A 22,461-nucleotide genomic window follows, 5' to 3' on the forward strand; every position below is an offset into this window, starting at 1 on the left:
ATTCGCATGCCGCTTTCAACCAGCTCAAACTTCGCGCGGCCCGACGATGCGTTTCGTGCCATCGTCGAGGCGCACCGCGGCTTCACCGACGAGCAGAGCGCCGATTTCGACGCGGCACTGGTCCTGATCCTCGCCAACCATATCGGCGACATCGACGTGTTGCGGGAAGCGATCGTGCTCGCGAAGCGGCGCATGACCGACGGCCAGCAGCAACAACAGCAACAACAATAACCCAAAGACCTGAGGATGAATTGATGGCGAAGAACTTCGCATCCACCGGCGATCTCTCCGAAAAGAAGATCACCTTCTCCGAGATCGGCACCGATCTCTATGCCTTCACCGCGGAGGGCGATCCGAACACCGCGATCATCGTCGGTGACGACGGCTGCCTGGTGTTCGACGCGCAGTCGACGCCGGCGATGGCCAACAAGGTGATCGAGCGCGTCCGCACCGTCACCGACAAGCCGATCAAATATGTCGTGCTGTCGCACTATCACGCCGTCCGCGTGCTGGGCGCCTCCGCCTACAAGGCGCAGGGCATCGTGGCCTCGCAGGAGACCTATCGTCTGATCGAGGAGCGCGGCCAGCAGGATTGGGATTCCGAATATGGCCGCTTCCCGCGGCTGTTCCAGGATGCCGCGAGCATTCCCGGCCTGACCTGGCCGACGCTGACCTTCGAAGGCGAGATGTCGATCTATCTGGGGAAGCGCGAAGTGCGCCTGATGCAGCTCGGCGCCGGACACACCTCCGGCGACATCGTCGCCTGGGTGCCGGATGCCGAGGTCATGTTCTCCGGCGACCTCATCGAATATCACTCGGCCTGCTATTGCGGCGACGCGCATTTGCGCGAATGGCCGCTGACGCTGAACGAGATCCGCAACTTCAATCCCAAGGCGATCGCGCCGGGCCGCGGCGATGCGCTGAAGGGCACGGCCACGGTGCGCGAAGCGATCGCGATGACGCGCGACTTCGTCACCTCGCTCTATGGCGCGGCCGAGGTCTCCGTCGCCAAAGGGCGCACGCTGAAGGAATCGATGGCGGCGACGCGCGAAGTGATGGATCCGAAATTCCACAGCTTCGCCATCTACGAGCACTGCCTGCCGTTCAACGTGTCGCGCGCCTATGACGAGGCGTCGGGAATCGACGACCCCGTGATCTGGACTGACAAGCGCGACCAGGAAATGTGGGCCGCCCTGCAAGGAGGAGGATAGTCATGAACGTCAACACCTCGCCTGATCAGATCATTCGCAGCTCGGCACAGGTCACGCCGGGCTACATGTCCGGCTTCGGCAACAGCTTCGAGACCGAGGCGCTGCCGGGCGCGCTGCCGATCGGGCGCAACTCGCCGCAGCGCTGCGCTTACGGGCTCTATGCCGAGCAGCTTTCCGGCTCGCCCTTCACCGCGCCGCGCGGCACCAATGAGCGCTCCTGGCTCTATCGCATTCGCCCCTCGGTGAAGCATTCCGGCCGCTTCGAGAAGGCCGACGACGGTCTGTGGCGCTCGGCGCCATGCCATGAATACGATCTGCCGATCGCGCAGCTGCGCTGGGACCCAGCGCCGATCCCGAAGGAGGACATGACCTTCCTTCAGGGCGTGCAGACCATGACGACCGCTGGCGACGTCAACACGCAGGCCGGCATGGCCGCGCATGTCTACCTCATCACCAGGTCGATGGTGGACCAGCACTTCTACAATGCCGACGGCGAGCTGATGTTCGTGCTCCAGCAGGGCAATCTGCGCGTCGTCACCGAGTTTGGCCGTATCGACGCCGAGCCCGGCGAGATCGTGGTGATCCCGCGCGGCGTCAAATTCCGCGTCGAGATTCCGAACGGTCCTGCGCGCGGCTATCTCTGCGAAAACTACGGCGGCGCCTTCACGCTGCCGGAGCGCGGGCCGATCGGCGCCAATTGCCTCGCCAACGCGCGCGATTTCCTCACGCCGGTCGCGCATTACGAGGACAAGGACACGCCGACCGAACTTTACGTGAAATGGGGCGGATCGCTGTTCAAGACCACGTTGCCGCATTCACCGATCGATGTCGTGGCCTGGCACGGCAATTACGCGCCCTACAAATACGATCTGCGCACCTTCTCTCCCGTAGGCGCGATCGGTTTCGATCATCCCGATCCTTCGATCTTCACGGTGCTGACCTCGCCGTCGGAGACCGCGGGCACCGCGAACATCGACTTCGTGATCTTCCCCGAGCGCTGGATGGTGGCCGACAACACCTTCCGCCCGCCCTGGTATCACATGAACATCATGAGCGAGTTCATGGGCCTGATCTACGGCGTCTACGACGCCAAGCCGCAGGGGTTTGTCCCGGGCGGCATCTCGCTCCACAATTGCATGCTGCCGCACGGCCCCGACCGCGATGCCTTCGAGCACGCCAGCAATGGCGAGCTGAAACCGGTCAAGCTGACCGGCACCATGGCCTTCATGTTCGAGACCCGCTACCCGCAGCGCGTGACAGCGCATGCCGCGACGTCGTCGACGCTGCAGGACAATTACGCGGACTGCTGGACGGGACTCGAGAAGCGGTTCGATCCGAACAAGCCGTGACGGTCTTCCCCTCTCCCCTTGTGGGAGAGGGTGGCATAGGCGGCCTCTGGCCGCCGTCTCTTAAGAACGCCGATGCTTTGCATCGACTATGGCGTAGCGGCGAGACGGGTGAGGGGTTTGTCTCCGCGGTTGAACCTCTCTCATTCGGACGCGCGGATAGAACCCCTCATCCGGCGCTTTGCGCCACCTTCTCCCACAAGGGGAGAAGGAAGAAAGGACCAGGCCGAAAGTGACAACCCATCCCAACGACCCCAGCCTCCGCTCCTTCATCGAGGTCGATCCCGCCTCCGACTTCCCGATCCAGAACCTGCCCTATGGCGTGTTCTCGACCTCGGCCGATCCGACGCCGCGCGTCGGTGTCGCGATCGGCAACTACGTGTTCGATCTCTGGGCGCTCGAGCAGGATTGCCGGCTTGATGTCGGTCCGCTCGGCATATTCTCCGCGACCTCGCTCAATCCCTTCATGGCGTTGGGACCGAAGGTGTGGACGAAGACACGGGCGCGGATCAGCGAGCTGCTGCGGCACGATCATCCGGAGCTGCGCGACAATGAGGAACTGCGCAAGCAGGCCCTGGTGCCGATGCGCGATGCAAAATTGCATCTGCCGTTCGCGGTTTCCGGCTATACCGATTTCTATTCGTCGAAGGAGCACGCCACCAATGTCGGCGTGATGTTCCGCGGCAAGGACAACGCGCTGCAGCCGAACTGGCTGCACATGCCGATCGCCTATAACGGCCGCGCCTCGACCGTCGTGGTCTCGGGAACGAAGGTAAAGCGGCCGCGCGGCCAGCTGAAGCCGCCGAATGTCGAGCTGCCGAGCTTCGGGCCGTGCAAGCGGCTCGACTTCGAGCTGGAGATGGGCGTCGTGGTCGGCCAGCCCTCGGCCATGGGCGGCATGCTGACCGAGCAACAGGCCGAGGAGATGATCTTCGGTTTCGTGCTGCTCAACGACTGGAGCGCGCGCGACATCCAGCAATGGGAATATGTGCCGCTCGGCCCGTTCCTGGCAAAAGCGTTCGCGACCTCGATCAGCCCGTGGGTGGTGACGCGCGAGGCGCTGGAGCCGTTCCGCCTGAAGGGACCGGAGCAGGAGCCGGTGCCGCTGGATTATCTCAAGCAGGCGAAGCCGCAGAACTATGATCTCGAGCTCGACGTCTCCTTGCGCGCGGCCGGCGCCAATGCGCCCGCCGGCATCAGCCGCACCAATTTCAAATACATGTACTGGTCCTCGGTGCAGCAGCTCATGCATCACGCCTCCAGCGGTTGCGCGATGAATGTTGGCGATCTCCTTGGGTCCGGCACCATCTCCGGCCCGGAGAAGAACCAGCGCGGCAGCCTGCTGGAGATCAGCTGGAACGGCACCGAGCGGGTGGAGTTGCCCGGCGGCGCCAAGCGCTCGTTCCTGGAAGACGGCGACAGCCTCGTCATGCGCGGCTGGTGCCAGGGCAATGGCTACCGGGTCGGGTTCGGGGAGGTCGAGGGGACGATTTTGGCGGCGGAGTAGCCGCGCGTTCCAGTGTCGTAGCGCGGGCAAAGCGAAGCGTGCCCACCATGCCGATCATAGTTGCGGAGACATGGTGGGCACGGCGCTAAGGCGCCTTTGCCCACCCTACGAGACCTACCGCCTCTCCGGCGGCACGTCGCGCACCCGCGCGCAATGCGCCGCGACATCCTCCGGGCTGTATTTCAAATGCACCCGCTTGTCGGACGGCACGTGTTTGGTGACGCACACGCCCGGCCGCCATTCCTGCGTCGGTCTGATCGGGCGCGGCGCAAAGCCGCCGCCGCAATTCGGGCAGACATTGGAGAGTTTCGTCTCCACGCAATCCGCACAGAACGTGCATTCATAGGAGCAAATCCGCGCATCCGTTGCATCAGGCGGCAGGTCGCGGTCGCAATATTCGCAGTTCGGTCGAAGCTGGAGGGCCATGGCTGAATCTCCGCAGATTGGCTTGATCATCGCAGACGGCGCGTGAAGCGCGAATGGCGTAGTTCCCTCGATTTCAGCCAGCCTTCAAATCCTTCAGCGGCAGCCGCGAGCTTTCCTTGAGCCTGTCGAGCACGATCGAGGAACGCACATGCGCCACGCTCTGGTGCGGCATCAGCACGTCGTTGACGAGATTGGAGAGACCCTTGAGATCGCGCAGCACGGCTTTGAGCACGTAATCGGCGTCACCCGTCAGCGAATAAGCTTCCTGGATCTCGTCGATGCGGTTGACCAAGGCGCGGAAGCGTTTCGAATTGTCCGGCGAGTGGGTCGCGAGCCCCACCTGGATAAAGGCGATCACGCCGAAGCCCAGCGCCTCGCTGGAGAGATCGGCGTGGTAGCCCGAGATCACCTTCTCCTCCTCCAGCCGCATCCGCCGCCGCGAGCATTGCGAAGCCGAGAGACCCGCGAGGTCGGCGAGCTCCTGGTTGGTGAGGCGGCCGTCATCCTGGAGCGCGCCCAGGATCTTGAGGTCGAAGGCGTCTACGGAGATCATGCGTCATTTATCCATTTGATGCACGGATCGTGCATATGATAGCCAAAATGCGTCCCGTTTGCACGCTCATTGCACGGCCGGTGAAGGATAGTTCATGGCAGCAGCAATTGGAGAGCACCATGGGTCCGTTTCCGCACGATGCACCGCCGGCCACCATTACCGCCGACAATCCGATGGGCACTGACGGGTTCGAGTTCGTCGAATATGCGCATCCCAATCCGGAAGAGCTGCACGCGCTGTTCAAGCTGATGGGTTATGCGCCCGTCGCCCGCCACAAGAGCAAGAAGATCACGGTCTATCGCCAGGGCGACATCAACTATCTCGTCAACGAGGAGCCCGGCACCCACGGCTTCGACTTCGTCGCCGCGCATGGCCCTTGCGCGCCGTCGATGGCGTTTCGCGTGGTCGATGCGAAGGCGGCCTATGATCGTGCGATCGCGCTCGGCGCCGAACCTGCCGATGTGTCGTCGGTGCAGAAGACGCTCGACGTGCCCGCGATCAAGGGCATCGGCGGCAGCCTGCTCTATTTCGTCGATCGCTACGGCGCCAAGGGCTCGGCTTATGATGTCGAGTTCGAGTGGCTGGGCGCACGCGATCCGCGGCCCGTCGGCGCCGGCCTGTTCTATCTCGATCACCTCACCCACAACGTCCATCGCGGCCGCATGGATGTGTGGACGGGCTTCTACCAAAAGATGTTCAACTTCCGCCAGATCCGCTTCTTCGACATCGAGGGCCGCGCCTCCGGCCTGTTCTCGCGCGCGCTGACCAGCCCGGACGGCAAGATCCGGATTCCGATCAACGAGGACGCCGGCGAGTCCGGCCAGATCGAGGAATATCTGAATATCTATCGCGGCGAGGGCATCCAGCACATCGCCTGCGGCTGCCGCGATATCCACGCCACCATCGAAGGCCTGCGCGAAGCCGGCCTGCCGTTCATGCCGTCGCCGCCCGAGACCTATTTCGAGCGGATCGACGCGCGCCTGCCGAAGCACGGCGAGGACGTCGCGCGGCTCCAGACCAACGGCATCCTGATCGATGGCGAAGGCGTGGTCGACGGCGGCCAGACCAAGGTGCTGCTGCAGATCTTCTCCGCCAACGCGATCGGCCCGATCTTCTTCGAGTTCATCCAGCGCAAAGGCGACGACGGCTTTGGCGAGGGCAACTTCAAGGCCCTGTTCGAGTCGATCGAGGAGGACCAGATCCGGCGCGGGGTGTTGAAGGTGGATAACGCGGCGTAGGTCGCTGCGTTCGGGCACACTGCCGTAGGGTGGGCAAAGCGCGAGCGTGCCCACCACTTCTATCAGGATTGTGGAGAGATGGTGGGCACGGCGCTTCGCGCCTTTGCCCACCCTACGCGATCTTTGCCGAGGCTAGATCTACCTCTTCCACGCAGCCATCACCGCACCAATCTCCGCGCCCTCCGGCTCCCGCACCGCCGACGGCGTGCGTGAGAACCGTGGCGCCGGCGCAGGCTGCTTCACGCCGTGGCGTTCGAGGAAGACGTTGCGGGCGACCATGTGCGGATGCTCGGTCGCTTCCGACATGGTGAGCACCGGCGCGAAGCAGATGTCGGTGCCTTCCATGATCTTGCACCAGTCCTCGCGCGTCTTGCTCTTGAACACGGCCTTCAGCTTTTCTTTCAGCGCGGGCCAGGCCTTGGGGTTCATCTGCGCGTCGAAGTCGGCATCGGTCAGGCCCGCGTGCTCGCGGAGCAGCGTGTAGAACTGCGGTTCGATCGAGCCGATCGAGACGAAGTGCCCGCAGGCACATTCATAGACGCCGTAGAAATGTGCGCCGCCGTCGAGGAAGTTCTGGTTGCGCCCCTCGCTCCAGCGGCCGATCGTCTTCATGTCGAAGAAGAACGACATCAGCGATGCCGCGCCGTCGCACATCGCGGCGTCTACGACCTGGCCCTTGCCGGACCTTTGCGCTTCGAGGAGGGCGGCGAGAACGCCGACGACGAGATAGAGCGCGCCACCGCCGAAATCGCCGACCAAATTGAGCGGCGGCACCGGGGCTTCCTTGGTGCCGATCGCGGCCAGCGCGCCGGTGATCGAGATGTAATTGATGTCGTGGCCGGCGGCGTTGGCCAGCGGGCCTTCCTGGCCCCAGCCGGTCATGCGGCCGTAGACGAGCTTTGGATTGCGCGCGAGCACGACGTCCGGGCCGAGCCCAAGCCGTTCCATCACGCCGGGACGAAAGCCCTCGACCAGCGCATCGGCGCTGGCAAGCAGGTCGAGCACCTCTGCGATCGCCGCCTTGTCCTTGAGGTCGAGCTCGATCACCTTGCGGCCGCGGCCCGCGACCGACTTCATGCTCTTCTTGGAACCGACGCGATCGAGCGTGACGACATCGGCGCCCATGTCGGCCAGCATCATGCAGGCGAATGGGCCGGGTCCGATGCCGGCGAATTCGACGACACGGAAGCCCGAGAGCGGGCCGGAGGTGCGGACGGAGGAGGTGGGCGCTGGTTTATCGAGCACGTTGTTGTTTCCTCGGGTCGCCGGCGAATTCCGGTGGTCCGGCAATCGCCTTTGACGTTCCTCTTTTGGGGCGAGTTAATTGGCTGATTAACTTTTCTCGCCTTCATGTCCGCGAGGCAAGCGGTTTTCATGCATGGGCGCATAATAAAAGCGGCGCGCATTGCAGCGCGCCGCGGAAGATTTGTGTTCAGGCGCTATCAGCCCGCTGCAGTCACGGCGCGCTGCGCCATCACCTTGATCAGATTGGCCCGGTACTCCGACGTGCCGTGAATGTCCGACAGCAAATTGCTCGCCGAAATGCTCACGCTGTCGATCGCCGCCGGCGACCAGTTGGCCTTCAGCGCGGCTTCGATCGCGGGCACTCGCATCACGCCGCTCTGTGACGCGCCTGTCGCAGCAACGCGGACGTCGCCCGACTTGGCCTTGGCGACGAACACGCCGGTCAGAGCAAAGCGCGAGGCCGGATGCGGGAATTTTGCGTAGCCCGCTTTGGCCGGAACCGGGAACGAGACGGCGGTGATGATCTCGCCGTCTTCAAGTGCCGTCGTGAACAGGCCCTTGAAGTAGTCGTCCGCCGCAATCGAGCGCTTGTTGGTCTTGATCGTCGCGCCGAGTGCCAGCACTGCTGCTGGATAATCTGCGGCGGGGTCGTTGTTGGCGAGCGAGCCGCCGATCGTGCCGCGATAGCGCACGGCGGGATCGCCGATCAGCGACGCCAGATAGGCGAGCGCGGGGATCGCCTTCTTCGCGGCATCGCTGGTCGCGACGTCGTAATGCGGCGTCGCGGCCTTGATGGTCACCGTGTCGCCGGAAGCCTCGACACCGATCAGCTCCTTGATCTTGCCGAGGTCGATCACGTCGGACGGGCTGGCGAGCCGCTGCTTCATGACCGGCAGCAACGTCTGGCCGCCGGCGAGGAATTTCGCCTCACTGCTCTTGCCGAACAGGGCGACGGCCTCGTCGACCGAGGAGGGGCGATGATAAGTGGTCTGGTACATCTTGTTGCTCCTCTCAGGCCGCGTGGATCGTGCGCCACACCCGGTCCGGGGTTGCGGGCATTTCCAGGTTGTTCTTGCCGATCGCATCCGTGATCGCGTTGATCACGGCCGCAGAGGCGCCGATCGCGCCGGCCTCACCGCAACCCTTGATGCCCAGGGGATTGCCCGGGCACAGCGTCGTGGTGTGGGAGAGGTTGAACGAGGGCAGGTCGTCGGCGCGCGGCATGGAGTAGTCCATGAACGAGGCCGTGACGGGCTGGCCGTTGGCATCGTAGATGGCGTGCTCGAGCAGCGCCTGCCCGATGCCCTGGGCGAGGCCGCCATGGACCTGTCCCTCGACGATCATCGGGTTGATCAGCCGGCCGAAATCGTCGGCCGCGACGAAGTTGACGAAGGAGGTCTTGCCGGTGCCGGGATCGACCTCGAGCTCGCAGATGTAGGCGCCGGCCGGGAAGGTGAAGTTGGAGGGGTCGTAGAAGGCGCTTTCCTTCAGGCCCGGCTCCATCCCGTCAGGCAGATTGTGCGCGGTGTAGGCCGCGAGCGCGACCATCGGGAAGGCGATCGCCTTGTCGGTACCGGCCACCTTGAACTCGCCGTTCTCGATGACGATGTCGCCCTCGGACGCTTCGAGCGCATGCGCTGCGATCTTCTTGGCCTTGGATTCCATCTTCTCCATGGCCTTCAGGATCGCGGTGAGACCGACGGCCGCGGAGCGCGAGCCGTAGGTGCCCATGCCGAACTGCACCTTGTCGGTGTCGCCATGGACGATCGAGACCTGGCTGATGGGAACGCCCAGGCGCTCCGCGACGAGCTGGCAGAACGTGGTCTCATGACCCTGGCCGTGGCTGTGCGAGCCCGTCAGGATCTCGATGGTGCCGACCGGGTTGACCCGCACTTCGGCGGATTCCCATAAGCCGACGCCGGCGCCGAGGCTACCGACGGCCTTCGACGGCGCGATGCCGCAGGCCTCGATGTAGCAGGACACGCCGATGCCGCGCAGCTTGCCGTCCGCCTTCGCCTTGGCCTTGCGGGCTGCGAAGCCGGCATAGTCGATCGCCTTCATCGCGGCGTCGAGCGAGGCGTTAAAGTCGCCGGTGTCATAGGCCATGATGACAGGCGTCTGGTGCGGGAACTGGGTGATGAAGTTGCTCCGGCGCAGCTGGGCCGGATCGACCTTCAACTGCCGCGCGGCCGTCTCCATCAGCCGCTCGATCAGGTAGCTCGCCTCGGGGCGGCCCGCGCCGCGATAGGCGTCGACCGGCGTGGTGTTGGTGTAGACCCCGACCACCTCGGCATGGATCGCCGGGATGTTGTACTGGCCCGACAGCAGCGTGGCGTAGAGATAGGTCGGGACCGACGAGGAGAACAGTGACATGTAGGCGCCGAAATTGGCGTAGGTCTTCACCTTCAAGCCGGTGATCTTGTTGTTGGCGTCGAACGCCATCTCGGCATGGGTGACGTGGTCGCGGCCATGCGCATCGGTGAGGAAGGCCTCGGTGCGGTCGCCGGTCCATTTTACCGGGCGGCCGACCTTCTTCGAGGCCCACAGCGCCACCATCTCCTCGGGATAGATGAAGATTTTTGAGCCGAAGCCGCCGCCGACGTCGGGGGCGATCACGCGCAGCTTGTGCTCGGGGGCGATGTTGTAGAACGCCGACAGCACCAGGCGGGCGACGTGCGGGTTCTGCGACGTCGTATAGAGAGTGAAGTGCTCTTCCGCCGCGTCATAGTCGGCGATCGCCGCGCGCGGCTCCATCGCGTTCGGGGCGAGGCGGTTGTTGGTGACGTCGAGCTTGACGACATTGGCCGCCTTGGCGAAGGCGGCATCCGTGGCGCCCTCGTCGCCGATCACCCAGTCATAGACCTGGTTGCCGGGGGCTTCGGGGTGAAGCTGCGGCGCGCCGGCCTTGATCGCAGCGTGGACGTCGGCGACTGCCGGCAGTTCCTCGTACTCCACGACCACGGCTTCGGCGGCGTCGCGCGCCAGGTTCTTGCTGTCGGCGATCACGACTGCGACGGCCTGGCCGACGAAGCGCACGGTCTCCGGCGCCATCGCGGGCCATGCGCCCATCTTCATCGGGCTGCCGTCCTTGGATGTGATGGCCCAGCCGCAGATGAGATTGCCGACCTTGTCGTCGACGATCTCCTGTCCGGTGAGGACTGCGACCACGCCGGGCATCTTGAGCGCGGCGGAAGAGTCGATCTTCTTCACCTTGGCGTGCGCATGCGGGCTTCTGATGAAATGGGCATGGGTCATGCCCTGCAATTTGATGTCGTCGACGTAACGGCCCTTGCCGGTAATGAAACGCTTGTCTTCCTTGCGCACGACGCGCGCGCCGATACCTTCAACACCCATGTCTGGTCCTCCCGACCGGAATTGTCTTGACTGCGCTTTCCCTCGAAAGCAGCAGCGGTGGTTCTTTATTCGAGGCGCGCCGCTTTACTCGGCCGCCTGCGAGACCTTCATGCGCCCGGCTGCATCCAGCACGGCCTTGACGATGTTGTGGTAGCCGGTGCAGCGGCAGATATTGCCTTCGAGCTCGTGGCGGACCGTGGGCTCGTCGAGCTCGCCACCATGGCGGTGCACGATGTCGATCGCCGACATGATCATGCCCGGCGTGCAATAGCCGCATTGCAGGCCGTGATTGTCGCGGAAGGCGGCCTGCATCGGGTGCAACTCGTCGCCCTTGGCGATGCCTTCGATGGTGGTGACGCTGGCGCCGTCGGCCTGGCCGGCCAGCATGGTGCAGGATTTCACCGCCTTGCCGTCCACGTGTACGACGCAGGCGCCGCACTGGCTGGTGTCGCAGCCGACATGGGTCCCGGTGAGGTTGAGGTGATCCCGCAGGAGCTGGACCAGCAGCGTGCGGTCCTCGACGTCGACGGCAACGGCCTTGCCGTTCACCGTCAGTTTGACTGTAGACACGGAATATACCTCCCCGGATTGATTTTGATTGTTTCTAATTAGAGACCGCCGCCCCCGGACATTGCAACTAGGATTTTGGTCACGCCGGTCATGGAAAAGTCATCGATCCTGACGAGCGGGCAATGACTTGGGCCGGCGAAGCGGGTCGACCGCCGCAAAATGGTCGGCCCATGTGGGATGCCAGCCGTCATCCCATCCGGTCGGCTTTTGGCCGACAAAGCCGGAAATTGCGCAGGTGCGGCGAATTTACCGCCCTTTATCCATTCTGCCCTAGTTTTGCGCATCCGGGTCTGGAGGCGGGGCGCCTCCGGATCACGGCTGAATAGAAAATGGGGGTTGGAATGTCCGGGCGTATCGCGTCGCCGTCGAAGCGTACAATATTTCCGACCCTCCGGTTCCGCGCCAAGATCATCCTCGGCTTCGCCGCGGTGTTGGTGATCTCCGCCGGCAGCATGGCTTTCTCCTATTTCGGCTTCGAGCGGGTCTCGGCCGGGGTCGGGTCCTACCGCAGCAGCGTCACCGAGGCCGATCTCGCCCGCAACATCGACCGCGAGCTGCTCGCCTACCGCTCGGCCGTCCGTTATTTCGTCGTCACCGGCAAGGAGGACGATGCAAAAGCGGCGCTGGACGCCGAGACCGGCCTGAAGAGCGCCATCGATCAGGCGGTCAAGAGTGCCCAGAAGCCGGCGCGGCAGGAGGGCCTCAACAAGCTCGCCAAGGAATTCTCCAACTTCTCTGCGACCTTCGCAAAGGTCCTCCAGGCCAAGCGCGACAGCGCGCTGCTGGTGCAGAACCAGCTGACGCGCCAGGCCAATCTCCTGAAATACAAGCTTGACGATATCGGCAACAACGCTTCCGATTCCGAGGCGCAGTCGATCGAGTTCGGCACCAAGCAGGTCAACGCCCAGTTCCAGACCGCGAGCGCCGCAGCTACCAATTTCGTGCTGACCTCCGACCAGGCGATCGCGACCAGCGCGCTGGCGCGGCTGAAATTCGTCGAGAATTCGCTCGGCGCGGTCTATTCCATGGACGACAAGATCGTCGCCGGCCTGAAGGACGCCAAGACCATCCTCGTGGCCTATCGCGAAGCGCTGGAGAAGCTGATCGCCAACGCCAAGATGGTGGATGAGCTCGTCACCGAGATGAGCGGTTCGGCCGGCGCGATCCTGCAAGGCGCCACCGCGATGAAGGCGGACCTCGTCGCCGAACAGCAGCGGCTGGATTCGGAGTCGGAAGCGACCATCGGACGGACCGAGCAACTGGTGCTGATGCTGGCCGTCGGCGGCACGCTGCTCGGCGCGATCCTCGCCTTTCTGCTCGGCACCGGCATCTCGCGTCCGATGATCGCGATGTGCAAGGCGATGCGCGAGCTCGCGTCGGGCAATTTCGACGTCGTGCTGCCGGGCCTCGGCCGCAAGGACGAGATCGGCGAGATGGCCGGCGCGGTCGAGGAATTCAAGGTTCAGGCCGTGGCCAAGGCCGAGCGCGACGCCGCCGCCAGCGAAGCCCAGAACAAGGAACTGGCCACCGCACGCCGTTCCGAGCTGATTCGCTTCGCCGATGATTTTGAAAGCGCGGTCGGCGCCATCGTGTCGAACGTGTCGGCTTCCGCCGTGCAGCTCGAATCGGCGGCTTCCACGCTGACTCGAACCGCCGAAACCACGCAGACCCTGTCGAGCCAGGTTGCCGGCGTGTCCGAGCAGGCCTCGAGCAACATGCAGTCGGTCGCAACCGCGACCGAAGAGCTTTCGGCCTCCGTCGAGGAGATCGGCCGCCAGGTCCGCGATTCCAGCCGCATCGCCGAAGCTGCGGTGGTCCAGGCCAAGGAAACCGACGGCCGCATCGGCAAGCTGTCGCACGCCGCCCAGCAGATCGGCGAGGTGGTCAAGCTGATCACCGCGATCGCCGAGCAGACCAACCTTCTGGCGCTCAACGCCACCATCGAGGCGGCGCGCGCGGGCGAGGCCGGCCGCGGCTTTGCCGTGGTCGCCAGCGAAGTGAAGTCCCTGGCCAGCCAGACCGCGAAGGCTACCGACGAGATTTCCTCGCACATCGCGGGCATGCAGGGTGCGACGGCCGAGTCGGTCGCCGCGATCAAGGAGATCGGCGCCACCATCGGCAAGATTTCGTCGATCTCGACCTCGATCGCGAGCGCCGTGGAAGAGCAGGGCGCAGCGACGCAGGAGATTGCCCGCAGCGTCCAGACCGTCGCGCAGGGCACCCAGACCGCCGCCACCGACATCGGCCAGGTCAACCGTGGCGCCGCCGAAACCGGCTCGGCCTCGGAGGAGGTCCTGAATTCGGCCAAAACCCTGTCCAGCGAAAGCACCCGCCTGCGCGCCGAGCTCGACCGGTTCATGGGGAATATCCGGGCGGCGTAAGGCTCGGCCGCGTCCGAAGCCGCTGCCGTCGCGTCACTCTCGGCTGTCGCCCCGCGAAGGCGCGTGAGCGCGGGGACGACAGCCGAGTGCGCATCTCCCCGCGTCACCTAACCGCAAGTTGCGACGCCATAAATTTACCGCCGCTTATCCTTTGCACTCTACCGTGCTCACGAGTCAGGAAGCGGGCTGCTTCCGGGCTGCGCCTGGTTTTCCGCGAATGGAATGGGGTGGGGAATGCCCGTCAAGTCGACGCCGAACACATCGAAGCTCTTCACCCTGCGTTTTCGTGCAAAAATCATCCTCGGCTTCGTGGCGGTGCTGGCCATCCTCGCCGTCAGCATGGCTTTCGCCTATTTCGGCTTCGAGCGGATCCAGGCCGCCGTCGCCTCCTACCGGGCCAGCGTGTCGGAAGCGGACCTCGCGCGGACCGTGGACCGCGAGCTGATCGCCTATCAGGGACTGGCGCGGGCCTATACGCTAACGGGCGCGACCGATGACGAGACCGCGGCCAAGGCCGCCGAAGAGAATCTGAAGGGCGCGATCGCCAAGTCGGTGGCGGCCACGACCGGCGCGGCGCGCCGCGAGCAGGTCGGCAAGCTCGAGGCCGAATTCCAGCGCTTCACCAAGGTGTTCGGTGAGATCATCACGCTGACCCGCGAGAACAACAAGATCGCCGCCGACGAGCTCAACAGCGTCGGCAACAAGATCCGCTTCAAGTTCGACGATCTCGCCGATACGGCCGCGCTGGCGGGCCTGAACTCGGTTCAGACCACCGCCAAGGACGTCACCTCGCAATATCTCGCGGTCTCCACCTCGGTCAGCGCCTTCGTCGCCAAGCCGGAGCCGAAGACCGCCGACGGCGTGATCGCCCGCATCAAGTTTTTGGAGACCCTGCTGGTCTCGATCTATGCCAATGACCAGAAGATCACCGACCGCGTCACCGAGATCGGCAACCTGCTGAAGCAGTACCGCACCTCTTTCTCGAAGCTGACCGAGAACGTGAAGATCATCGTCAAGTTGAACGGCGAGATGACCAAGACGGCGGCGGGCATTCTCAAGCTCTCGGCCGAGTTGCGGTCCGATCTGACCTCGGATCAGCAGCGCATCGAAGCGAGCGCCAACTCCACCATCACCGAGACCGAACGGCTGATGCTGATGATGGCGCTCGGCGGCCTCGCCATTGGCGCCGTGCTGGCCCTGATGCTCGGCAACGGCATCTCGCGTCCGATGATCGCGATGTGCAAGGCGATGCGCGAGCTTGCGTCCGGCAATTTCGACGTCGTGCTGCCGGGCCTGGGCCGCAAGGACGAGATCGGCGAGATGGCTGGCGCGGTCGAGGAATTCAAGGTTCAGGCCGTCGCGAAAGCCGAGCGCGATGCCGCCGCGAGCGAAGCCCAGAACCGCGAGCAGGCCGCAAGCCGCCGCTCCGAGCTGATTCGCTTTGCCGATGATTTCGAGAGCGCCGTCGGCGCCATCGTCTCCAACGTTTCGGCCTCGGCCGTGCAGCTCGAATCGGCGGCCTCCACGCTGACCCGCACCGCCGAGACCACGCAGAGCCTGTCGAGCCAGGTCGCCGGTGTCTCCGAGCAGGCCTCCAGCAACATGCAGTCGGTCGCAACCGCCACCGAAGAGCTCTCGGCCTCGGTCGAGGAGATCGGCCGCCAAGTCCGCGATTCCAGCCGAATCGCAGAAAATGCCGTGGTGCAGGCGAAGGAAACCGACGGCCGCATCGGAAAACTCTCCCATGCCGCGCAGCAGATCGGCGAAGTCGTCAAGCTGATCACGGCGATTGCCGAGCAGACCAATCTTCTTGCGCTCAACGCCACCATCGAGGCGGCGCGCGCGGGCGAGGCCGGCCGCGGCTTCGCCGTGGTCGCCAGCGAAGTGAAGTCGCTGGCCAGCCAGACCGCGAAGGCGACCGACGAAATCTCCTCCCACATTACCGGGATGCAGGGCGCGACCGCCGAGTCGGTCGCCGCGATCAAGGAAATCGGCGCGACCATCGGCCAGATCTCGTCGATCTCGACGTCGATTGCGAGCGCCGTCGAGCAGCAGGGCGCCGCGACGCAGGAAATCGCGCGCAGCGTCCAGACCGTTGCGCAGGGCACCCAGACCGCAGCCACCGACATCGGCCAGGTCAATCGCGGCGCCGCCGAAACCGGTTCGGCCTCGGAAGAGGTGCTGAACTCGGCCAAGACGCTGTCATCCGAAAGCACGCGCCTGCGCGCCGAGCTCGATCGCTTTATGGGCAATATCAGGGCCGCGTAAGGCTCGCCGCGCGTCAGGCGCTTGGCGCTTGAAGACCTCGCTATCGCCTCATACTCCGCTGTCGTCCCGGACAAGCGCGCCCTTAGGCGCGCGCCGATCCGGGATCCATACTCCCAGCGGATAGTTGAGACGGACGGTGGTAACTCCAAGTCTTCGCCAAACCACTCCCTGTGGTTATGGTCCCGGATCTGCGCTTCGCTTGTCCGGGACGACAGCGGGGTAAAGAGCGCGAGTCTCACTCCCTCCCGAACATCCGCTTCAGCTCCACCTTCGTGCGCTCCAGGTTTTGCGCGAATGTGTCGTCTTTCTGACGCGAGCCATGCGTCAATTCCTTGCGGCTCCATCCGAAACGGACGGCCTCGATGGGTGTTCCCGCGGGAACCCGCCTTTGCCGCAGGCGTTGTCGCAGGTGGCAGGCGGAATGCCGCACCTCCATGATCGGAACGCCCCCGTCCACACCATGTGAACCGGGGCCGCTTCCATTGGTTAGACCCAGCAACGCGATGGAATTGCAGCAAAGCCCAGCGCTGAATTATGGACCTGCAGTCTCTGCGGCGGTCGCGGCTGACCGCATCATCGAGACCAGCATTCCCGCGCGGCTCGATGCGCTGCCGTGGAGCGGCTTTCATACCCGCGTCGTGCTGGCGCTCGGGATCACCTGGATCCTCGACGGGCTCGAGGTGACGCTGGCCGGCGCGCTCTCCGGCGCGTTGAAGCAGAGTCCGTCGCTGCAATTCTCCAATCTCGATCTCGGTATCGCCAATTCCGCGTATCTCGCCGGTGCGGTGCTCGGCGCGCTCGGCTTCGGCTGGCTCACCGATCGCATCGGCCGCAAGAAACTGTTCTTCATCACACTGGCGCTTTATCTCTCCGCGACTGCCGCGACCGCCTTGTCGTGGAATGTCGCGAGCTACGCGCTGTTTCGTTTTCTCACCGGCGCCGGCATCGGCGGTGAGTACACTGCGATCAACTCGACGATCCAGGAACTGGTGCCGGCGCGTTATCGCGGCTGGACCGATCTCGTCATCAACGGCAGTTTCTGGATCGGCGCGGCGATGGGCGCGGTGGCGGCCATCGTGCTGCTCGATCCCGCATTGATCGGTCCCGATCTCGGCTGGCGCCTCGCCTATCTCATCGGCGCGATCCTCGGCCTCGTCGTGCTGTTGATGCGGATGTGGATTCCGGAGAGCCCGCGCTGGCTGATGATCCACGGCCGGCCCGACCAGGCCCACGCCATCGTGGACGAGATCGAGCGCTCTGTGATCGGGCATGACCGGCATGCGAGGGATGGCCGCTTCACGAAAATACGCCTGAAGATGCGCGACCACACTCCGATCAGGGAGGTCGTGCACACGCTGTTCTTCGTCTATCGTCAGCGCTCCCTGGTCGGCCTCGTGCTGATGAGCGCGCAGGCGTTCTTCTACAACGCGATCTTCTTCACCTTCGCGCTGGTGCTGACCGACTTCTACGGCATCAGCGCCGAGCATGTCGGCTGGTATCTCCTGCCGTTCGCCGCCGGCAACTTCCTCGGGCCGCTGCTGCTCGGCCGCCTGTTCGACACGCTCGGCCGCCGCGTCATGATCACGTTTACCTACGGTGCGTCGGGCGTGCTGCTGGCGCTCTCGGGCTATCTGTTCTCGATCGGCGCGCTGAGCGCGCAGGGGCAGACCATTGCCTGGATGGTGATCTTCTTCTTTGCCTCGCCCGCAGCGAGCGCCGCCTACCTGACCGTCAGCGAGACGTTCCCTCTGGAAGTGCGCGCGCTGGCGATTGCGGTGTTCTACGCAATCGGCACCGGCATCGGCGGCGTGATCGGGCCCGCGCTGTTCGGCGCGCTGATCGACACGGGATCACGCACCAGCGTGTTCGCGGGCTATTTGCTGGGGGCCTTCCTGATGATCGTGGCTGCGATCGTGGCGTGGCGCTACGCCGTCGCCGCGGAACGCAAATCGCTCGAACAAATCGCGCGGCCGCTTGCCTTTATGGAGTAGACTATGAAATCGGAGCTCGCGGAATTGGATCAGAAGCGCCCCATGGTTGACGAAGAAGCGCCCGACGCGGTGCCGGTGCCGCATGCGCTCGTGCCGCATCTCGGCGAGACCGCGATCCTGCTCGACATCGACGGCACGCTGCTCGACCTGATGCCGACGCCGCGCGAGGTGTGGGTGCCGCCGGGCCTGTCGGAAACGCTGAACCTGTTGACCGAGCGCACGTCCGGCGCGCTGGCGATGGTCAGCGGCCGTTCGCTCAACGACATCGACCTGATCTTCGCACCCGACGTGTTTCGCGCGGTCGCCGGTCACGGCGCGGAAATGCGCCTGTCGGTGGGCAATGAGGCCGACGACGTGCATGCGCCGCCGATGGACAAGGAGCTGAAGCGTCGCCTGGCTGCGATTGCAAAGCTCAGCCCCGGCATTCTACTCGAGGACAAGGGCTATTCGCTGGCGCTGCATTATCGTCTCGCGCCGCATGCGGAGAAGGCGATCTTCGAAGCCGTCTCGCTGATCCGTGCCGATCTGCCCAGCGCGCCGATCGAAATTTTACCCGGCAAGTTCGTTTGCGAGATCAAGCATTCCGGTTTCACCAAGGCGACCGGCGTGCGCGAATTGATGAAGCATGAGCCCTTTAAAGGACGCCGCCCGATCTTCATCGGCGACGACGTCACCGATGAGACCGTGTTCGCGATCATGCCCGACATGAACGGGCTCGCCTTCTCGGTCGGCCGCCGCGCCATCGGCGTCAACGGCCATTTCGATGAGCCGAAGGATGTGCGCGCGTTCCTCGCGCGTCTGCTCGACGACACAAGGTTGGAATAAGGCACCGACACCCTGGGGCCACATTGTCGCTCGCGTCGTTCGCTTGCGCGCGCAATTCATGCTGGGCAACACAGTCACGAAAACTGACTTTGTTGAGTGAAACCGCCGGGTTCCCCGGAGAAAAACTGGTTCCAACGCACGTGCCTGATTTTGGTTTCATTTCGTACAAATGATGGACAGGAACCATATTGATGAACAGCAGTTAAACGGGTTGGAATGAAGGAGGGGACGACCTGTGAATTTAGTCGTCGTTTCAAATCGAGTTGCGCGCGGTAAACCCAACGAGCCGATGACGGGCGGCTTGGCTGCGGCATTGCTTCCCGTGGTGGAACATTCGGGTGCTATCTGGGTGGGTTCGTCGGGCCGTGTGCGCGACGGCCATCAGAAGGAACCGTTCGCCGAGATCGAAGCGCTTGGGTCGGGTGCGATAGCGACGCTGGACCTGCCGGCGGCGCATTACGGCGGCTATTACGAAGGTTTTGCCAATTCGGCGCTGTGGCCGGCGCTGCATTCGCGCAGCGATCTGATCCGCGTCTCGCGCGACGACTATGTCAGCTATCGCGAGGTCAACGCCTTCATGGCGCGCGCCTTGATGCGCTTCCGGAAAGCGAAAACGGCGTTCTGGGTGCAGGATTATCATTTCCTCGCGCTCGGCGCGGAGCTGCGCGATCTCGGCGTCGATGATCCGATCGGCTTCTTCCTGCACACGCCGTGGCCGGTCGTCGCGGTGATGCAGGGCGTGCCCAATCATCGCGAACTGATCACGGCGATGCTGGCCTACGATCTGCTCGGCTTCCAGACTAATGAGGATTGCCAGAATTTCCTCGGCTATGTCGCGAGCGAACTCGGCCTCGCCGTCGAAGACGGCGTTGCGATCTCGCAGCATGGCCGTACGCGTTGCGAGGTCTTTCCGATCGGCATCGATGCGGAAAAGTTCGCGGCTTACGCGGCGAAATCGGCCTCGCATCCCGACGTGTCGCGGCTGCGCCGCAGTCTCAACGGCGAGCGGCTCGCGATCGGCGTCGACCGGCTCGACTATTCCAAGGGTCTCGTCAATCGAATCAGCGCGTTCGACCGGCTCTGGACCGAGCATCCGCAGTTCGCGCGGAGCATCTCGCTGCTCCAGATCGCCAACCCCTCGCGCGGCGCGATCGAGGCCTATGGCAATCTCCAGAACGAGGTCGCGCGTCTCGTCACCGACGTCAACGGCCGCCACGGCGAGGTCGACTGGACGCCGATTCGCTACCTCAACAAGGGCTTCAGCCAGACCGTGCTCGCGGGTCTCTACCGCACCGCGCAGATCGGCGTGGTGACGCCGCTGCATGACGGCATGAACCTCGTCGCCAAGGAATATGTCGCCGCGCAGAACCCGGCCGATCCCGGCGTGCTGGTGCTGTCGAAGTTCGCCGGCGCCGCCAACGAGCTCGAAACGGCGCTGCTGGTCAATCCGCACGACATCGACGGCATGGCCCGCGCGATCGCGGTCGCGGCCGCGATGCCGCTGGCCGAGCGCAAGATGCGCTGGGATGCGATGATGAAGACGCTGCGCGGCCATACCATCCAGCAATGGTCCGCCGACTTCGTCGCCGAGCTGGAGAAGTGCCGGACCGAGAAGGCCATCGTCACGCCGCTCGAGACCCAGCCGCCGCAGGCCCTGCGCTGGCTGAAGTCGGCGATATCAGGTGTGCGATTGATTTAAGCTCTCTTGCTCTCCCCCGTTTTCGCGGGGAGAGGCGCTCAATAACAATACGACACCCCGTCCAAAATCGCGCATTGCCGCTTGTTCGGCGCGTTGGGATCGTCCAGCGGCACCATGCCCTTGCCCTGGCCGACGAACACGCCGGGTCCGACATGCACCGAGCTCTTGTTGCCGATGATCACGCTCGGATGCGGCGAGGCGTTCGAGCGCGTCCCGTCCGGCCAGATGATCGCATCGCCCGAAAGCACCCCGCGCCGCCCGTCGTCGCAACTCACGTCGACGCCCTGCCGGGTGCAGACCTGCGCGGCGGCCGACGCGGCAAAGGCGGAGCCAAGGGCCGAAATCAGGCCCAGCGCGACGATGGTCTTTTGGATGGTCATGGCGTCCCCGGTCGTGTTTGGCGGTCTTGAGTGAATCGTCGCGCCAAACCCGCTTCCGGTTCAGCCTTTGAGTGGTTCCGAAGCGCCAGCCGGCGCCAGATATTGTCTTTCAAATACAATACCTTACGGAAAATTCACCCGATTTACCCGCGGTCTCTTGCAAAATCATCGGCTCCCCTTCAAGAGAGGGCGCTCCGGAGAGATGGCCGAGTGGCTTAAGGCGCACGCTTGGAAAGCGTGTGTGCGGGAAACCGTACCGTGGGTTCGAATCCCACTCTCTCCGCCAGCTCCTATCGAAATGTAAGGTAGATCTCTGTTTTCGACGGTCGACCCCCGGATTGCTTCTGGGCGCGGCAGGGGTTGGAAAGCGAGATCCTTTCTGAATTCGGTCGAGAGCCGAGCTTAACTGCGCTTGCCTCTGTTTCTGCAGCCTTCACACCCGTGCGCTGTCGTTACCGGTGGCGCCCGCTCCGACGGCGCCCGGCGCGGTGCCGAAACGCCGGCGGAAGCCGCGCGCAAAATGCGTGTAGTCGCGAAAGCCGCAGGCGTAGGCAATATCGCTGAGCGGCTGACCTGTCTTCATCAACGCGCGGCGTTCGATCAGACGCGCCGCATGATCCAGACGGGCCGAACATATGTGGTGACCGCATGTCGACCCACGGACCGTGAACAGCTTCTGCAAATAGCGCAGTGAAATTCCCGCCTCGACAGCCACCTCGCGCGGAGAGATGTCCGGATCGGCAAAGCGGTCCTTTATGATGCCGCAGACGCGCATGAACAGCTTGTCGTTGTGGCGCGAGCCAAGCGGGGCGGGAGGTGCAAACAGTGCGCCGAGGAGATCGTAGACCACCAGATGCATAAATTGATCAGTCGACGCGAACGCCGGTTCTGCATCGCTGATCGGGTCAAGAGCGAGTTGACAGAGCAGACGTGACGCTTGCGCCTGCCGAGGACCGCACACGCCACCTTGCGGTTCGAAGCCGAGATGCGACGCCAGCTTCTGGCGCGGCACTTGCACACCAAGCCATTGCGCGCTGTCTTCGGCCCGCGAGATGAATGTCACGGGTTTTGTGGAATCGAGCAGGATGACATCGCCAGCAGTGATATTTACGACTCGGTCGTTGTGAATGATGATCGATTCGCCGGTATCCTGAACTGTGACGAAATAGTACTCCATGTTATCACGGCGAATGTCCTGTTCCGTCCGCTCAAGGCGGGTAGCGCTGCAGGTGAGATCCACTGCAGCGAATCCGAAGACGCGCCGCGTGCGCACCTTGCTGGCGAAGAAGTTGGTTTCGCGAGCAGGAGTAAACCATCCCCAATCCTCGCGCATTGCAGCTCGGAAACCGTCATAGTCCAATTCTGGAGCGCTGAGAAAATCGTCGCTCGGGTGCATCATCGCCTCCGCGGGTCTTGGTAAGCCTAATCGCACGGTTTGTAACGGCCTGCGCCGAAAACACGGGCAGA

Annotated in this window: 18 protein-coding genes and 1 tRNA gene; 11 read left to right on the plus strand and 8 right to left on the minus strand. The window is 64.0% G+C overall.

The genetic code is table 11. The features are described 5' to 3' along the window. The first annotated feature begins 6 nt into the window (after window positions 1-6). The 4 genes from ABIA90_RS08555 (at window position 7) to fahA (ending at window position 4,064) form a co-directional block, all read left to right on the plus strand. A complete protein-coding gene (locus ABIA90_RS08555) occupies window positions 7-231 on the plus strand; it encodes a DUF2783 domain-containing protein (RefSeq protein WP_014490505.1) in 225 nt (74 codons plus the stop codon). Between the two features lie 23 nt (window positions 232-254). Then, a complete protein-coding gene (locus tag ABIA90_RS08560; protein WP_085403648.1) occupies window positions 255-1,211 on the plus strand; it encodes an MBL fold metallo-hydrolase in 957 nt (318 codons plus the stop codon). 2 nt (window positions 1,212-1,213) lie between these two features. Continuing rightward, window positions 1,214-2,560 (plus strand): homogentisate 1,2-dioxygenase, encoded by a 1,347-nt coding sequence (gene hmgA, locus ABIA90_RS08565; RefSeq protein ID WP_354118537.1) that lies wholly within the window; start codon window positions 1,214-1,216, stop codon window positions 2,558-2,560. Window positions 2,561-2,789: 229 nt separating this feature from the next. After that, the gene (gene fahA, locus ABIA90_RS08570; RefSeq protein WP_354118538.1) at window positions 2,790-4,064 is read left to right on the plus strand and encodes a fumarylacetoacetase; all 1,275 of its coding nucleotides are present in this window, start codon (window positions 2,790-2,792) and stop codon (window positions 4,062-4,064) included. Between the two features lie 114 nt (window positions 4,065-4,178). Here fahA and ABIA90_RS08575 read toward each other — a convergent pair whose 3' ends face one another. After that, window positions 4,179-4,490 (minus strand): DUF1272 domain-containing protein, encoded by a 312-nt coding sequence (locus ABIA90_RS08575; RefSeq protein WP_208084016.1) that lies wholly within the window; start codon window positions 4,488-4,490, stop codon window positions 4,179-4,181. Window positions 4,491-4,563: 73 nt separating this feature from the next. Next, window positions 4,564-5,043 carry an Lrp/AsnC family transcriptional regulator gene (locus ABIA90_RS08580; RefSeq protein ID WP_038959069.1) on the minus strand — a complete coding sequence of 160 codons (480 nt, stop codon included), beginning with the start codon at window positions 5,041-5,043 and terminating at the stop codon, window positions 4,564-4,566. A 119-nt stretch (window positions 5,044-5,162) separates the two neighbouring features. Between ABIA90_RS08580 and hppD the strand changes: the two genes are divergently transcribed. Beyond that, a complete protein-coding gene (hppD, locus tag ABIA90_RS08585; RefSeq protein WP_354118539.1) occupies window positions 5,163-6,281 on the plus strand; it encodes a 4-hydroxyphenylpyruvate dioxygenase in 1,119 nt (372 codons plus the stop codon). Between the two features lie 138 nt (window positions 6,282-6,419). Here the strand turns inward: hppD and ABIA90_RS08590 are convergent, their stop codons facing one another. The 4 genes from ABIA90_RS08590 to ABIA90_RS08605 form a co-directional block, all read right to left on the minus strand. Further along, the gene (locus tag ABIA90_RS08590; RefSeq protein WP_354118540.1) at window positions 6,420-7,526 is read right to left on the minus strand and encodes a CaiB/BaiF CoA transferase family protein; all 1,107 of its coding nucleotides are present in this window, start codon (window positions 7,524-7,526) and stop codon (window positions 6,420-6,422) included. 197 nt (window positions 7,527-7,723) lie between these two features. Then, on the minus strand, window positions 7,724-8,524 hold the full coding sequence (locus tag ABIA90_RS08595; protein WP_354118541.1) for an FAD binding domain-containing protein: 801 nt from the start codon (window positions 8,522-8,524) through the stop codon (window positions 7,724-7,726). A gap of 13 nt (window positions 8,525-8,537) precedes the next feature. Further along, window positions 8,538-10,880: a xanthine dehydrogenase family protein molybdopterin-binding subunit gene (locus ABIA90_RS08600; RefSeq protein ID WP_354118542.1), complete on the minus strand. Its 2,343-nt coding sequence runs from the start codon at window positions 10,878-10,880 to the stop codon at window positions 8,538-8,540. A gap of 84 nt (window positions 10,881-10,964) precedes the next feature. Further along, on the minus strand, window positions 10,965-11,450 hold the full coding sequence (locus ABIA90_RS08605) for a (2Fe-2S)-binding protein (RefSeq protein WP_085403642.1): 486 nt from the start codon (window positions 11,448-11,450) through the stop codon (window positions 10,965-10,967). Between the two features lie 341 nt (window positions 11,451-11,791). Between ABIA90_RS08605 and ABIA90_RS08610 the strand changes: the two genes are divergently transcribed. The 5 genes from ABIA90_RS08610 (at window position 11,792) to ABIA90_RS08630 (ending at window position 20,614) form a co-directional block, all read left to right on the plus strand. Then, complete coding sequence (locus tag ABIA90_RS08610; protein WP_354118543.1) at window positions 11,792-13,831, plus strand: methyl-accepting chemotaxis protein; 2,040 nt, start codon at window positions 11,792-11,794, stop codon at window positions 13,829-13,831. A 234-nt stretch (window positions 13,832-14,065) separates the two neighbouring features. Further along, entirely contained in the window at window positions 14,066-16,099 is a 2,034-nt protein-coding gene (locus ABIA90_RS08615; RefSeq protein ID WP_259259862.1) for a methyl-accepting chemotaxis protein, read from the plus strand. A gap of 503 nt (window positions 16,100-16,602) precedes the next feature. Further along, on the plus strand, window positions 16,603-18,090 hold the full coding sequence (locus ABIA90_RS08620; RefSeq protein WP_354118869.1) for an MFS transporter: 1,488 nt from the start codon (window positions 16,603-16,605) through the stop codon (window positions 18,088-18,090). Window positions 18,091-18,093: 3 nt separating this feature from the next. Further along, the gene (gene otsB, locus ABIA90_RS08625) at window positions 18,094-18,915 is read left to right on the plus strand and encodes a trehalose-phosphatase (protein ID WP_354118544.1); all 822 of its coding nucleotides are present in this window, start codon (window positions 18,094-18,096) and stop codon (window positions 18,913-18,915) included. Between the two features lie 235 nt (window positions 18,916-19,150). Further along, window positions 19,151-20,614 carry a trehalose-6-phosphate synthase gene (locus tag ABIA90_RS08630; RefSeq protein ID WP_354118545.1) on the plus strand — a complete coding sequence of 488 codons (1,464 nt, stop codon included), beginning with the start codon at window positions 19,151-19,153 and terminating at the stop codon, window positions 20,612-20,614. Between the two features lie 38 nt (window positions 20,615-20,652). On the opposite strand, the gene ABIA90_RS08635 is transcribed toward ABIA90_RS08630, so the two are convergent. Then, a complete protein-coding gene (locus ABIA90_RS08635) occupies window positions 20,653-20,994 on the minus strand; it encodes a hypothetical protein (protein WP_063980509.1) in 342 nt (113 codons plus the stop codon). Window positions 20,995-21,190: 196 nt separating this feature from the next. Between ABIA90_RS08635 and ABIA90_RS08640 the strand changes: the two genes are divergently transcribed. Continuing rightward, window positions 21,191-21,280, plus strand: a tRNA-Ser gene (locus tag ABIA90_RS08640). A 147-nt stretch (window positions 21,281-21,427) separates the two neighbouring features. Here ABIA90_RS08640 and ABIA90_RS08645 read toward each other — a convergent pair. After that, window positions 21,428-22,390: a helix-turn-helix domain-containing protein gene (locus ABIA90_RS08645; protein ID WP_354118546.1), complete on the minus strand. Its 963-nt coding sequence runs from the start codon at window positions 22,388-22,390 to the stop codon at window positions 21,428-21,430. Window positions 22,391-22,461: the final 71 nt, after the last annotated feature.

The sequence above is a fragment of the Bradyrhizobium sp. LA6.8 genome, assembly GCF_040547935.1.
GTDB classification, from domain to species: domain Bacteria; phylum Pseudomonadota; class Alphaproteobacteria; order Rhizobiales; family Xanthobacteraceae; genus Bradyrhizobium; species Bradyrhizobium barranii.

Coding starts and splice junctions, on each gene's coding strand:
- ABIA90_RS08555 (WP_014490505.1), top strand. CDS start 7: ATGCCGCTTTCAACCAGCTCAAACTTCGCGCGGCCCGACGATGCGTTT.
- ABIA90_RS08635 (WP_063980509.1), bottom strand. CDS start 20,994: ATGACCATCCAAAAGACCATCGTCGCGCTGGGCCTGATTTCGGCCCTT.
- ABIA90_RS08560 (WP_085403648.1), top strand. CDS start 255: ATGGCGAAGAACTTCGCATCCACCGGCGATCTCTCCGAAAAGAAGATC.
- ABIA90_RS08610 (WP_354118543.1), top strand. CDS start 11,792: ATGTCCGGGCGTATCGCGTCGCCGTCGAAGCGTACAATATTTCCGACC.
- ABIA90_RS08580 (WP_038959069.1), bottom strand. CDS start 5,043: ATGATCTCCGTAGACGCCTTCGACCTCAAGATCCTGGGCGCGCTCCAG.
- ABIA90_RS08600 (WP_354118542.1), bottom strand. CDS start 10,880: ATGGGTGTTGAAGGTATCGGCGCGCGCGTCGTGCGCAAGGAAGACAAG.
- ABIA90_RS08645 (WP_354118546.1), bottom strand. CDS start 22,390: ATGCACCCGAGCGACGATTTTCTCAGCGCTCCAGAATTGGACTATGAC.
- otsB (WP_354118544.1), top strand. CDS start 18,094: ATGAAATCGGAGCTCGCGGAATTGGATCAGAAGCGCCCCATGGTTGAC.
- hmgA (WP_354118537.1), top strand. CDS start 1,214: ATGAACGTCAACACCTCGCCTGATCAGATCATTCGCAGCTCGGCACAG.
- hppD (WP_354118539.1), top strand. CDS start 5,163: ATGGGTCCGTTTCCGCACGATGCACCGCCGGCCACCATTACCGCCGAC.
- ABIA90_RS08595 (WP_354118541.1), bottom strand. CDS start 8,524: ATGTACCAGACCACTTATCATCGCCCCTCCTCGGTCGACGAGGCCGTC.
- ABIA90_RS08615 (WP_259259862.1), top strand. CDS start 14,066: ATGCCCGTCAAGTCGACGCCGAACACATCGAAGCTCTTCACCCTGCGT.
- ABIA90_RS08620 (WP_354118869.1), top strand. CDS start 16,603: ATGGAATTGCAGCAAAGCCCAGCGCTGAATTATGGACCTGCAGTCTCT.
- ABIA90_RS08575 (WP_208084016.1), bottom strand. CDS start 4,490: ATGGCCCTCCAGCTTCGACCGAACTGCGAATATTGCGACCGCGACCTG.